Origin of the sequence: Nocardia sp. NBC_01327, assembly GCF_035958815.1 — a bacterium.
Classification (GTDB): Bacteria; Actinomycetota; Actinomycetes; order Mycobacteriales; family Mycobacteriaceae; genus Nocardia.
On sequence record NZ_CP108383.1, the window covers coordinates 3,662,443 to 3,675,336 of the forward strand.

Below are 12,894 nucleotides of genomic sequence, written 5' to 3' on the forward strand. Positions count from 1 at the left end.
TCACGACCGGACCCGGGCGGCGAGGAAATCGTCGAGGGCGGACCACATCTGGGGATTGAGCTGGGTGTGGCCGCCGGTCCCGACAACGCTCCGGAAATCGACCCCGTTCGCGGCGAACTGGGCGGCCAGGGCGGCATGCAGCGGCGAGGGCACACTGGTGTCGGTTGCGTTGAGCAGCAGCAGGATCGGCCTGTTGTAGCCGGTGGTCGGCACGGCCATATAGCTGTTCACCGCCCCGATGAGCGGGCCGTCGGCGAGCGGCCGGCTCAGCAGCTGGCCGATGCCCAGATCGCTGATGGTCGCATTGATCTGCGGCTGGCACATGGTCCCGATCCGATCGAGCACGGAATGCCCCAGCGGCGTCAGGTAACTGTCGACGGCGGCGTCGGGACGTGCGGCGCGCAGCCCGGCCAGAATGTCGGTGAGGTAGCCGACCGTCTCGGCGGTGCCGGGGATGGCCGGGGTGGTGGGACCGGCGATGGTGAGCGCCTTCTCGACATCGGATTCGGGATCGATGGCGACGGTGCCGCGGAAGTCGAGGTCGGGGGAGTAGATAGCCTGCAGATGGCTGGTGGCCAGGGCGGCCTGACCGCCCTGCGATAGACCCAGGACCGCCCAGGTCCCCGACAGCTCGGGACGGGCCGCGCGGGCCGCGCGCACCATATCGATGGTGGCGGTCGCCTCGCTCTGCAGTTCCAGGTACGGATGCGGGCCGGTGTCGTACAGCCCGAGCCCGAGATAATCGGGAGCCACCACCGCGTACCCCTGGGAGACCAGTGATCGCATGATGGTGTCCTCATCGGCGATGAAGTGGTCGTACGGCGCGGTGCTCGGATCGGATTTACCGCCGCAGCCCATGCCCAGACCGGTGGTGCCGTGATCGAATGCGACTATCGGCCAGCCGTTTTCGGGCGCCGGTCCGGCCGGGACGAACAGTGCTCCGCTGGCCTGCTTCGGCGCGCCGTTGGAACTGGCCATCCAGTATCGGACGACCGATCCGCCTGGGATTCCGTGGAAGGCGTCCGATTGCGGTTCGGCCGAGATCAATGTCCCGGGCGGATCCGCGGCCGCGGGCCCGGCGTCGAAGGCGACCGCCATACTCGCCGACGCGGTGGCCGCGATGACGGCGCTGGTCCATTTGCGAAGCCCACGCATCGAAAGACCCTCCTGAATCGCCAGGCGCAACCGTGCAGTATTTGCTGACTATTCGCCAACCATGTCGGCATTGCAAGGTGACCCGGCACACCGGAGGTCGCGCGGCAGGTCGATTCGGATCAGAACAACCGGAAGCCCGCTCCGGCGCCACCGTGCTGATCGATACTGGTCAGGACATTGCCGATACCGGTGGAGAGGTCGGGCTCGTGTAGGGGGTCGGCGGGGTCGGTGCAGGAGGGCATCTGCAGCACCACGCTGCCGAGGTCCAGGAGCTGCCCGGCGATGACCATGCCGACCAGTCGGTCGCCGACCAGCACCGGTGCTCCCGAGTCGCCGTGATCGGCGCACACATGACTGCTGAACCCCTCCGGCAGCGTCTGCCAGACCGGTCCGCAGGTGAACCCGGTGGTGCGCCCGTTCTTGCACACCGTCTCCAAAAGCCCCGGCGGCGAACCGATTCCATTCACCACGCTCTGCGTGATCTGCCGCACCGGAACCACCTTGGCCGGATCGAGTTCGATGATCGCCCAGTCCCAGTACTCGTCGACCTCGGCCACCCTGCCGATCACACCGGTGCGCACCGACCCCTCCGACCAGACCGAGGCGCCGATCTCACCGCAGTGTCCGGCGGTCATCGCGACCAGCCGGTTCCCGCCGTCGAATCCGACGGCGGTCACGGTGCACAGTGCGTAGAGCTGAGGGTCGTCGGTGCTGATCGCGATACCGGAGCCGCCGCCCAGCACCGCGGGACCGTCGGCCGCGGCCGTCCCGGGGGTCAGCCCGAAGGCGAGAATCGAAGCGGCCGAAATCGATCCGATACTGGTCAGGATCCTGCCGAGAGCCAACATGTCGAACCTCCCGTAGGGGAAGTCGTGCGGATGGGCTGCAACCGAACCAGTCAAACACACCAACCGGCCTGTTTTGTATTGAATGTCTGATTGCCACGATTTGGGCGGGCGATGGCCGACGTCTACTCTCGGGCGGGAGTGGCGCAGGTCACAGTTTGATAGCGGTTCACCGTAATCGCCGCAAACTCTTTCCGGATCCTTTGCATAGTCTTTACGATTACCGCGTTCTGCATAGCGCGTCGTGCTGTCTACAGCCTCGCCCGCAGCTCGCTCTCGATGCCAGTACATGTTGACCGATGAACCGGGCGGCTTCCGCCGTGCCGGCGAAGGAGAAATATGTCCACCGACACCGAACAGCCTCCCCGGACGTCGCTTCCAGGCCTCGCCGAGTTGGTACGCCACGATCTACCGGCTTCGCTAGTGGTATTTCTGGTCTCGTTGCCGCTGTCCATCGGTATTGCCGTCGCCGCCGGAGCCCCGGTGGCCGCCGGCCTGATAGCCGCGGTCGTAGGGGCGGTGGTAGCCGGACTAGCCGGCGGTTCGACACTGCAGGTCAGTGGTCCCACCGCCAGTCTCACCGTGGTGGTCGCCGAATCGATCAATCAATTCGGCTGGGCCGCCACCTGTTTCATCACCGTCGCGGCCGGACTGCTGCAGATAGTGTTCGGGCTCAGCCGAATAGCGCGCGGCGCACTGGCCATCGCGCCGGTCGTGGTGCACGCCATGCTCGCCGGGATCGGCATAGTCATCGCGCTGCAGCAGGTGCACGTGCTGCTCGGCGGCAATTCCCTGAGCTCCTCGTGGGACAGCCTGGCCGGGCTGCCGCAGGAGCTGCGCTCGGTGCACGGCGGCGATCTCGCCGTCGGCCTGCTGGTGATCGTCATTCTGGTCGCCTGGAAACGCATGCCCGCACCGGTGCGCGCGGTGCCCGGCCCGCTGGTCGCGGTCGTCGCGGCGACGGCGCTCGCACTGGTGCTGCCGGTCCGGGTCGAGCACATCGTGCTCAACGGCTCGCTGCTGGACGAACTGCGCCTGCCCGAATTGCCGCACGGCAGTTGGGCATCGGTCGCGCTCATGGCGGTGACCATCGCGCTCATCGCGAGTGTGGAGACCCTACTATCGGCCGTGGCGGTCGATCGGATCCGGCAGAACGCCTCGCGCCGTACCGATTTGGATCGGGAACTGATGGGGCAGGGCGTCGCGAACATGGTGTCCGGCATGATCGGCGGCCTGCCGGTGGCGGCGGTCATCGTCCGCAGCATCACCAATGTGAAGGCCGGAGCGCGCACCAGGGCCTCGACCATGCTGTGCGGGCTGTGGGTGCTGCTGTTCTCGGTGGCGCTGGTCGGGGTGGTGCGGCAGATTCCGAAGGCCGCGCTCGCCGGACTGCTCATCGTGGTGGGCATTCAGCTCATCAAGCTCGCGCACGTGCGCCGCGCCCAGCGCACCGGCGATCTGATCGTCTACGCGGCGACCATCATCGTGGTGGTGTTCTGGAATCTGTTGCTGGGCATGCTCGTCGGGCTCGCACTGGCCTTCGCGCTGCTGCTGTGGCGGGTGGTGCGGGTCTCGGTGCACGCCGAAGCCGTGCGGCCCGATCGCTGGCGGGTCACCGTCGACGGCACCTTCACCTTCCTCGCGCTGCCGAAGCTCGCGGCCGAGCTCGCGAGGGTGCCCGCCGGTGCGGACGTGACCCTGGAAATGACCGTGGACTTCCTGGACCACGCGGCCTACGACGCCATCGAGGAATGGGTGGCCGAGCACCGCGCCGGGGGCGGCACCGTCGAGTTCGTGGAGATGGGCTCGGTGCGCATGGACGGCGCGACCGACGGCCCGCCCGCGCGCGGCGATTCGCGGCTCATGCTCAATGAGGCGCTGGCGCCGTGGCGGCGCTCCGGCGGTGATGTCGATCCGATCGTGGCGGGCGTGGCGGCATACCACCGCAGTCACGCGCATGTGGTGCGTCCGCACCTCGATGTGCTGCGCGATGGGCAGGAACCGGATTCGCTGTTCATCACCTGCGCCGACTCCCGGATCGTCCCGAATGTGATCACCAATAGCGGTCCCGGCGATCTGTTCACGATCCGCAATATCGGCAATCTGGTGCCGGCCGATCGCCAGGACTTCTCGATGGAGGCCGCGCTCATCTACGCCCTCGACAAGCTCGATGTGCGGTCGGTGGTGGTGTGCGGGCACTCCGGCTGCGGTGCGATGGCGGCGCTGCACTCGGAATTGGTGACCGGCTCCGAACTCGACGGCTGGCTGGCCAATGCCCGGCCCAGTCTGGACCTGTACCGGCTCGGGCATCCGGTGGCGCTGGCCGCCGCGGCCGCGGGATTCGGTCCGGTCGATCAGCTGGGCATGGTGAATGTGGCTGTGCAGCTGGAAACCCTGTACGCGCATCCGGTGGTGCGCCGGGGCGTGGTCGAACGGGGAGTGGTGCTGTCCGGTCTGTTCTTCGATATCGCGACCGCTCGCGTCATCGAGGTCACGGTGGACGGCTTTGCCGAGATCGGGGATGTAGGCGGTCGGCTGCAAACTGTCAGCGCGGTGCTGCCGGTGTGACGTAGGCCGCTTTTCGGGCGTGAATCCGTAAGGATTCACGCCCGTTTTACATTGTGGCCTCGCTTTTCTCAGGGTTTACTAAGTCTTTACTTCTAATCTTGGCGAAGCTCGTCCGGTGAGTCTGTGGCCAACGCTGTCCACAGCAGCAATTCGATGCCCACAGAACATATTCGACGCTTCCGGGTCAATCCGATCCGGAGAAGGAGCCGAGATGTCCACCGACACCGATTCACCACCAGGCGGTAACGACGCGCCGCTCCGCAGCGGTGCGGACCGCTGGTCTGTCACGCTTTTGCGCCACGATCTTCCTGCTTCCATAGTCGTATTCCTTGTTGCGCTACCGCTATCTCTCGGCATCGCCGTCGCCTCCGGCGCGCCGATCGCCGCCGGCCTCATTGCCGCTGTGGTCGGCGGCGTGGTGGTCGGAATGCTCGGTGGCTCGCCGCTGCAGGTCAGTGGCCCGGCCGCCGGTCTGACCGTGGTGGTCGCGGAGACCATCAACCAATTCGGCTGGCGCACAGCCTGTTTCATCACCGCCGCCGCGGGTCTACTGCAGATTCTGTTCGGCCTCAGCCGGATTGCCCGCGCAGCACTGGCCATCGCGCCTGTGGTGGTGCACGCCATGCTCGCCGGTATCGGTATCACCATCGCCCTGCAGCAGCTGCATGTGCTGCTCGGCGGATCCTCGCGCAGCAGCGCCTGGAAGAACCTGACCGAGATGCCCGACGAATTGCTCTCGCTGCACGGCGATGACTTCTTCATCGGCGCCGTCGTCATTGCCATCATGCTGAGCTGGAAGTACGCCCCCGGACGCCTGCGGGTGCTGCCCGGCCCGCTGGTCGCGGTCGCCATCGGCACGGGGCTGTCGCTGATCCTGCCTGGCAATGTGGAGCGAATCGTCTTGAGCGGCTCGCTCTTCGACGCCATCGGCCTGCCGGAGATCCCGTCCGGCGGATGGGGTGCGGTCGCCCTCGCGGTGCTGACGATCGCGCTCATCGCCAGCGTGGAAAGCCTGCTGTCGGCGGTCGCCGTCGACAAGATGCATACCGGCCCGCGCACCAATTTCGACCGGGAACTGATGGCGCAGGGCGCGGCCAATGTGACCTCCGGTCTGCTCGGCGGACTGCCCGTCACCGGTGTCATCGTGCGCAGCGCCACCAATGTGCAGGCCGGCGCCCGCACCCGTGCTTCGGCGTTCCTGCACGGCATCTGGATCCTGGTGTTCTCGGTGGCCCTGGTCTCGGTGGTGCAGCAGATTCCCAAATCGGCGCTGGCCGGACTGCTCATCGTGGTCGGCATCCAATTGGTGAAGCTGGCGCACATCCGGCTCGCCCATCGCACCGGCGATCTGATGATCTACCTGGTCACCGTGGTGGCCGTGGTCTTCCTGAACCTGCTGGAGGGTGTGCTTATCGGGCTGCTGCTGGCCTTCGCGCTGCTGCTGTGGCGGGTGGTGCGGGTTTCGGTGTCGGCGACTCCGGTGACCGGTACCGACCGCTGGCTGATCAGCATCGACGGCACCTGCACCTTCCTGGCGCTGCCGAAGCTGTCCGCCGAACTGGCCAAGGTGCCCGAGGGTGCGCACGCGCTGGTCGAGCTGAGCGTCGACTTCCTCGATCATGCGGCGTACGAGGCCATTCACGATTGGGCCGCACAGCACGAATCCCATGGCGGGCGAGTCGAATTCGTGGAACTGGGGTCCGCTCCCATGGCCGATGCCCTGACCGGACCGCCGGTGCGCGGTCAGGCCCGCGGGCTGCTGGACGGCGTGCTGCGCCCGTGGCGTGCGGACGGCAATCCGATCACCACCGGTGTGGCCGCCTATCACCGTCGTAATGCGCACGTGGTGCGTCCGCACATGGACGAGCTGCGGGACGGGCAGAATCCGCACTCGCTCTTCGTGACCTGCGCGGATTCCCGGATCGTTCCCAACCTGATCACCAATACCGGGCCCGGCGATCTGTTCACCGTCCGCAATGTCGGCAATCTGATTCCCAAGGACGGTCGTGACAACTCCATCGAGGCGGCGCTGTCCTTCGCCCTGGAGGAGTTGCGGGTGGATCAGGTTGTGGTGTGCGGACATTCGGGGTGCGGGGCGATGAAGGCCCTGCTCGGCGGAGTTCCCGCGGGCCCCGGCCTGGGGGACTGGCTGGCCAATGCCGACGCCAGTGTCGACCGCTGGCACCGGGGTCATCCGGTGGGCACGGCTGCCGCGGCCGCCGGTTTCGATCCGGCCGACCAGCTGGCCATGGTCAATGTCGCGGTCCAGCTGGAAACCCTGCGCGCGCACCCGGTGATCCGAAGAACCATGCAGCAGCGCGAGATCGCGGTCTCCGGGTTGTTCTTCGACATCGGTACCGCCAGGGTGCTGCAGATAACCGCCGATGATCTGTCCGAGATATCGGACCCTGACCTATCGGCCCTGGCAGCAGTAACTCACTGACCGCTCCATGTCACAGAACGAGCCCCCGGTTTCATCGACCGGGGGCTCGTTTCGTCGTGTGGCAGTGAACTATTCGCGGAATCGGCGTGGTCTTCAGGCGTGCGCCTCGGCGGCTGCCTTCAGGTCCTTCAGCCAGGCCTCGAGGCCCGCGCCGAGGAATGCGGTGGAGGTGGGGACGTCGGCCTCGACCTGTGTGCCGCTCCAGTTCTCCTCGGTGCGCACCAGGACGCCGCCGCCGACCTCGGTGAAATTCCAGACGTGCACGCCATTGTCGATGTTCAGGCCGTCGCCGACCGCGGGCCCGCTCCAGCGAATGCAGCTGTCCGGCTGCACATTCTGGACCGTGGAGGTGATGACGAGGGTGGTCGCCGGGGTGGTGGCGGTGGCGGGCACCGGAGTTGTCCAGCGGAACTGCGAGCCCGGCTGAAACGGTCCCTGGTCCAGGCGCTTATTGCTCTCGACCGGCTGCTGCCACGCGGGCCAGTGTTCGACATCGGTCTGCAGATTCCAGATGGTCTGCAGTGGCGCCTTGATCAAGGCCTCGGTCCGGTAGTGGATCGGGGCCTTGCTGTCGATACCGGCTCCGCCGCAGGTCAGTGCGGCGGGCATGGCGGAGGTTGTGGTCGGACCCGGGTTGCCGGCGGTGGACTTGCTATTGCTGCCGCATGCGGTGGTGGTCAGTGTGATCGCGGCCGCCAGTGGGATCAGGAACAGGGCGGTGCGCGCGGTGGGGCGGCGGCGGATGTGCGGGTGGGACATGGTCGCTCCTCGGTTTCCTCTAATTGCACTCGATTTACTTAGAGGTTATAAGTGAACGGAATGGGTGTCAATCAGAAATCTGAGGGAGGGTAGAGATGCTGATAGCCTCTAAGTCATCAGTTCTGAGAGGAGGCGGTCGACGATGGCACCGAGCCGGACGGGTTCGCGGGAGCGCTATCGCGCCCAGGTGCGCGAGGAAGTCAAGAAGCACGCCTGGGAGCAGATCGCCACCGCGGGTGTATCGGCGTTGTCTCTCAACGCCATTGCCAAACTCGTGGGCATGAGCGGCCCGGCCCTGTACTCGTACTTCGCCAGCCGTGACGACCTGATCACCGAGCTCATCCGCGACGCCTACCGCAGCCTCGCCGATACCCTCCGGGCGAAGTTCGACTCCGGCGCCGACGTCGCCGGGCTCGCCCACGCCCTACGTGACTGGGCGCTGCGCGACCCGCAGCGCTACTTCCTGATCTACGGCACCCCGACCCCCGGCTACCACGCTCCCGACGACACCACCGCGATCTCCTCGGAAATCATGTCGGTCCTGCTCGAGGCGTTCGCCGCGCAGCCCCGCGGCGGCTCCCCAACACCCTTCGACATCCACCTCGAGACGCACGGCGGCTGGGCCGCGGGTCACCCGGTCCCCGCCGCGACCCTGCATCAGGCCCTGTCGTTCTGGACTCGCCTGCACGGCGTCCTCTCCCTCGAACTGGCCGGCCAGTTCGCCGGAATGGAGTTCGACCCGGCGCTCCTTTTCGCCGATGAACTGGGTACGCTCCTGCCGCGCTGACGATGTGCGTTCAGTCGGTCTGAGTGATGTAGAAGCGGTTTCCGTCCGGATCGAGGAATGCGAACATCGGTGGGGCGGTCTCCCATTCGAGCAGCGTGCCGACACTGAATCCGAGCTCGGCGAGGGTGGTGTGCGCGGCGCGGGCATCGGGCGTCGCCAGCCGGATCCCGGTGTCGATCCCGGCGGGCAACTCCTCGGACGCGCGCACGAACGAGAGCGTCGTATCGGCCCCCGGCGCCCGCAACTCCAGCCATCGAAAGCCCGGCTGCAACTCGGCATCCATATGGGTCTCGAACCCGAGCTGCTGCCATAACGCCTTACTGCGGTCCTGGTCGGTCACGGGAACAGCCACAGTCAGCACACCGGCACATGTCGTCTTGGTCATGAAAATGAGGACGACCCGACCCTGCCGAATTCATCGGTGCTCACTGCGCACGATCGCCCACCTACTGCGAAAGTGGCTGGTATTCCTGCACGTAGGGGGTATCGACTCCCAGCGCGCCGGCACCTCTCGTGCCGCCGGGATGCCCGAGTGGTGCTGTGCGCCCGGGCAGCGGCTCGTCGAAGAAGCGGGCGTTCTCGGCGACGAACTGCTCCTGTCCGGGCGGCATGTCGTCCTCGTAGTAGATCGCCTCGACCGGGCAGACCGGTTCGCAGGCCCCGCAGTCGGTGCATTCGTCGGGCTGGATGTAGGCCATCCGGTTGCCGATGAAGATGCAATCCATCGGGCACTCCTCGATGCAGGCCCGATCGAGTACGTCTACGCATGCCGCGCCGATTACGAACGTCACGATGTTCTCCTCTGAGGTACTGGCCCCGCGACCGGGGGATATCTACGATCCTGTTGCTCGCGCAGGCGATCGGGTAGCGGCCTGACGCCACGCACCTCATAAGGTGTCCTTATGAGCTTGCCGCCCGGGACACCCGATCTGGAGGTGCTGGATCTGCTTGTCTCAGTGGCGGAGCTGGGCAGTCTCGGCGCGGCCGCGCGGCGGCACGGCATCAGCCAGCCTGCTGCCGGTATGCGGATCAAAGCCCTGGAGCGGCGAATTCGCTTGCGGCTGTTGGATCGCGGGCCCACCGGGTCGGCATTGACCGACGCCGGGCACACCCTGGTGGAACTCGGTCGGCCGGTGCTGGCGGCCGCGCTGGAACTGGCGGAAGGAGTCGCGGCTCTGCATCGCGTCGCGCGCCCGAGCCTGCGCATTCTGGCCTCGACGACTATTGCGGATCATCGAATTCCGCACTGGCTGAACGCATTGCGGAAGATCCGCCCCGAGCTGGCCGTGGAACTGGATGTGGCGAACTCCCGGCAGGTGACCGTGGCGGTGCGCGACCGGGAGACCGAACTCGGCTTTGTCGAAGGGCCCCATCCTCCGGCGGGGTTGGGCAGCCGCGTACTCGTCGCCGATGAGCTCGTCGTAGTTGTCGGCCGGACGCATCTCTGGGCGACTCGCCGCCGTCCGGTGACGCCGCGCGAACTCGCAGACACCCCGCTGCTGTGGCGGGAGAAGGGTTCCGGGACCCGGGACACCGTATGGGAAGCACTCGAAATTCACGGCGCCCCGGCGCAACCGGCCGCCGAATTCGGCTCGGCCGCAGCGATTCTCACTACTGCCCGCAGCGGTGCCGCACCCGCTGTCGTCAGCCGTCTCATCGTGGCGCACGAGCTCCGTGCAGGCACCCTCCACGAGGTACCCCTAGCCGACGGCGTCATCCTGACCCGAAAGTTCCGCGCCATCTGGCACCGCCGGACCCCTCCCAGCGGTCCCGCCGAGGACCTGGTCGAACTCGCCGCACGCATAGAGCAGGCACGAACGAACCGGCTCGGATAAACCCGGCCCGAGGGCCGTTCGGGCTGGTTTCATGAGGCGATGGAGATACTCGGAGTGGACAATGTGCTCGTCCCGGTCGGCGAATTGGCTGCGGCCAAGGAGTTCTACGGGGGCAAGCTCGGTCTGGTCATGAAGTTCGAGGTGCCTGAGCGGGGGCTGGCGCTGTTCGCGACAGGTGCGGAGGCTCCGGGGATCATGGTTCGTAGCGATCCGCGGGCGGGGGAGGGCGCGCCGCCGGGGATGCGGTTGTGGCTCGAGGTTCCCGACGCCCGTGCGGCCGCTGGGCAATTGGCCGAACTCGGTGTCGCGCCTTTGGCCGCGCCCTTCGAGGTCGGTACGGGCTGGACGGTCGAAGTCGCCGATCCCTGGGGCAATGTCATCGGCCTGACCGACTATTCGAAACGCCCTGGACTGGGTCGGCGTGCGTAATCGACTGTCCGTGCGGCCGTTCGGTCGGTCAGCCTGACGGTTGTGCGGCGCGCAGTTCGTCGATGGCCTTGGTAATGCGGCGTTGGCGGGTTTCGGGGGTTTTCGCTTGTTCGATCGGGGTGAGGAGGCGCTGCTTGCGGCTGTGGGACAGCTGCTCGAAGGTGTTGCGCAGGGACTTGTCCAGGGCGGCGGCGAGGTCGGAGGGGACATCGACGGTGCGGGGTGCGGTGTCGAGTTCGAGTTCGACGTCCACCTCATCGCCCGCTGCTACTCCGGCAGCGGCGCGGATATCGGCGCTGACACTGAGCAATTGCCGCCCGCCCATCACGCCGATGGTGGTCCGGTAGGTGTAGCCGTTGATCGTCACCGCGACCGGTGGGCGGCGACCGGCCCCGAGCGCCGCGACCAGGTCCGCGGGCACCTCGATCCCGGTCGTGTTCTTTCCGGTGGCCTCGACGGTGGTGCGGAATTTCATTGCGGGGCTCCTTCTCGGCTGGGAGACAGTGCTTCTCGTGCGGGAGCGAGTGCTCGGTACAGCCGGGCGGACACCGCGGCCAGCCAGGCGAAACCGGCGGCGACCGCGACCCAGAACGCCAGCACGATCACCGCGCTGTCGGAGCCGGTGGCAATGCCCATCCAGCCTGCCAGGAATACAACACCGCTGACCAGCGAGTACCACGCCCAGCCTGGGCGGTTCGTGCGGCGAAATGCCCAGGCGGATACGAACATTGCCGCGATCAGGCAGGCGAAACCGACTGCACCGGCGATCAGGTGACCGGTTCCGTGGAACGTCGGATGCACCGGCTTCCCGGCCGGCGTGCCGACCGGAAAACCGTTCATCGGATCGGCGACCAGGACCCCGGCCGCGATCAACCCGACCCCGTACCCGCCGACCAGACCCGGCCCCCAGACGCCGCCGGGCTTCCCCGCCAGAGCCCGGCGCAATCCGGCCGCCGCCGTCAGGACCATCGCCCCTGTCACGACCAGAACCGTGATGTGGATCCAGCCGAGTCGGCCATTGGCCAGCAGGCTCAGATCGTCGTGGGCAATGCGATATCCCCGCCGGGTGCACGCCTCGATCAGGCCGGCGATCAGATAGAAGGGGCCGGCCAGGATGCCGTACCCGAGCAGCGACCGCGTCACCGCCGTCTCGCGATCGCAGCGGTCAGTGTGTACCGAAACCGCCATGACACCCTCCTCTTGCACTTACCAGTACCAAGGATAATGCACAGTACAGTACCCACTGGCACGATAGGGTGCAACAGTTTCGTCAGAGGCATGACAGGAGGGCCGCATGACAGGGGAAGATCCCGGCAACCCGGAGAACGTGCTGGTGGTGCGAATTCCCATATCGAAGCCGGGCGGTGACCCGCGCCCGCGCCAAGGCCTCGACCCACGCGCGGTGCGAACCAGAACGGCCATAGCCGTCGCCGCGACCACCCTGTTCCTGCACCAGGGCTATCAGGGCACCAGCATCGACGACATCGCCGCGGCAGCGCGGGTGTCAAAACGCAGCGTGTACAACAACTTCGGCGATAAGCAGCGGTTGTTCACCGAGATCGTGCTCGGCGCCACCCCCACCGCAGCGGAGTTCACCGAACAGCTCGTCACCAACCTCGCCGACGCGGCCGACGTGCCCACCGCCATCCGATCCCTCGCCCGCCGCCACCTGGCCGCCGTAGCCCAACCCCACGTCCTGCAACTCCGCCGCCTGATCATCCTGGAGGCAACCCGCTTCCCCGACCTCGCCGCCGAGTACTACCAACGCGCCCCCGGCCGCGTAATCGACGCCCTCACCACCGCATTCCAAGCCCTCCACCAACGCGGCGAACTCCACGCCCCCAACCCCCGCCGCGCCGCCGAGCACTACTCCTACCTCGTCCTCGGCACACTCCTGGACACCGCCCTGTTCACCCCCGACGCCCCGCCACCCCCACCCGCCGAACTGGAACAAATCGCGGACACCGGCGCCACCGCCTTCCTCGCCGCCTACCGCCTCGGGCCGGAGCGTCGCTGACCACTCGTAGAATCGGCCTTAGCGGACAAAAATTGAGCTGAGGCAACAGGTTTCGC

At 66.9% G+C, this 12,894-nt stretch carries 13 protein-coding genes; 6 read left to right on the forward strand and 7 right to left on the reverse strand.

Features of this window, described 5'->3' with window-relative positions:
* Nucleotides 1-1,155, reverse strand: a complete 1,155-nt coding sequence (locus tag OG326_RS16395) for a lipase family protein (protein WP_327145502.1) — start codon at nt 1,153-1,155, stop codon at nt 1-3.
* Between the two features lie 119 nt (nt 1,156-1,274).
* The gene (locus OG326_RS16400) at nt 1,275-2,003 is read right to left on the reverse strand and encodes a S1 family peptidase (protein WP_327145503.1); all 729 of its coding nucleotides are present in this window, start codon (nt 2,001-2,003) and stop codon (nt 1,275-1,277) included.
* Nucleotides 2,004-2,339: 336 nt separating this feature from the next.
* Between OG326_RS16400 and OG326_RS16405 the strand changes: the two genes are divergently transcribed.
* Nucleotides 2,340-4,568, forward strand: coding sequence for a SulP family inorganic anion transporter (locus OG326_RS16405; protein ID WP_327145504.1), 2,229 nt, complete (start codon nt 2,340-2,342; stop codon nt 4,566-4,568).
* A gap of 211 nt (nt 4,569-4,779) precedes the next feature.
* Nucleotides 4,780-7,011: a bifunctional SulP family inorganic anion transporter/carbonic anhydrase gene (locus OG326_RS16410; protein WP_327145505.1), complete on the forward strand. Its 2,232-nt coding sequence runs from the start codon at nt 4,780-4,782 to the stop codon at nt 7,009-7,011.
* A gap of 93 nt (nt 7,012-7,104) precedes the next feature.
* Here OG326_RS16410 and OG326_RS16415 read toward each other — a convergent pair whose 3' ends face one another.
* Nucleotides 7,105-7,770, reverse strand: a complete 666-nt coding sequence (locus OG326_RS16415; protein WP_327145506.1) for an SRPBCC family protein — start codon at nt 7,768-7,770, stop codon at nt 7,105-7,107.
* Nucleotides 7,771-7,912: 142 nt separating this feature from the next.
* Here OG326_RS16415 and OG326_RS16420 point away from each other — a divergent pair, with 142 nt between their 5' ends.
* Nucleotides 7,913-8,557 carry a TetR/AcrR family transcriptional regulator gene (locus tag OG326_RS16420; protein ID WP_327145507.1) on the forward strand — a complete coding sequence of 215 codons (645 nt, stop codon included), beginning with the start codon at nt 7,913-7,915 and terminating at the stop codon, nt 8,555-8,557.
* A gap of 10 nt (nt 8,558-8,567) precedes the next feature.
* On the opposite strand, the gene OG326_RS16425 is transcribed toward OG326_RS16420, so the two are convergent.
* Together OG326_RS16425 and fdxA are read right to left on the reverse strand one after the other, a co-directional pair.
* Nucleotides 8,568-8,942 carry a VOC family protein gene (locus OG326_RS16425; RefSeq protein ID WP_327145508.1) on the reverse strand — a complete coding sequence of 125 codons (375 nt, stop codon included), beginning with the start codon at nt 8,940-8,942 and terminating at the stop codon, nt 8,568-8,570.
* 61 nt (nt 8,943-9,003) lie between these two features.
* The gene (fdxA, locus tag OG326_RS16430; RefSeq protein WP_327145509.1) at nt 9,004-9,348 is read right to left on the reverse strand and encodes a ferredoxin; all 345 of its coding nucleotides are present in this window, start codon (nt 9,346-9,348) and stop codon (nt 9,004-9,006) included.
* Nucleotides 9,349-9,459: 111 nt separating this feature from the next.
* Here fdxA and OG326_RS16435 point away from each other — a divergent pair, with 111 nt between their 5' ends.
* Together OG326_RS16435 and OG326_RS16440 are read left to right on the forward strand one after the other, a co-directional pair.
* Nucleotides 9,460-10,392 (forward strand): LysR family transcriptional regulator, encoded by a 933-nt coding sequence (locus OG326_RS16435; protein WP_327145510.1) that lies wholly within the window; start codon nt 9,460-9,462, stop codon nt 10,390-10,392.
* Between the two features lie 39 nt (nt 10,393-10,431).
* Nucleotides 10,432-10,821, forward strand: a complete 390-nt coding sequence (locus tag OG326_RS16440) for a VOC family protein (RefSeq protein WP_327145511.1) — start codon at nt 10,432-10,434, stop codon at nt 10,819-10,821.
* A gap of 28 nt (nt 10,822-10,849) precedes the next feature.
* Here OG326_RS16440 and OG326_RS16445 read toward each other — a convergent pair whose 3' ends face one another.
* A complete protein-coding gene (locus OG326_RS16445) occupies nt 10,850-11,296 on the reverse strand; it encodes a YdeI/OmpD-associated family protein (protein WP_327145512.1) in 447 nt (148 codons plus the stop codon).
* Entirely contained in the window at nt 11,293-12,009 is a 717-nt protein-coding gene (locus OG326_RS16450; RefSeq protein ID WP_327145513.1) for a DUF998 domain-containing protein, read from the reverse strand. The genes OG326_RS16445 and OG326_RS16450 overlap by 4 nt, the downstream gene beginning before the upstream one ends.
* A 106-nt stretch (nt 12,010-12,115) precedes the next feature.
* On the opposite strand from OG326_RS16450, the gene OG326_RS16455 reads away from it, so the two are divergent.
* Nucleotides 12,116-12,838, forward strand: a complete 723-nt coding sequence (locus tag OG326_RS16455; RefSeq protein WP_327145514.1) for a TetR/AcrR family transcriptional regulator — start codon at nt 12,116-12,118, stop codon at nt 12,836-12,838.
* Nucleotides 12,839-12,894: the final 56 nt, after the last annotated feature.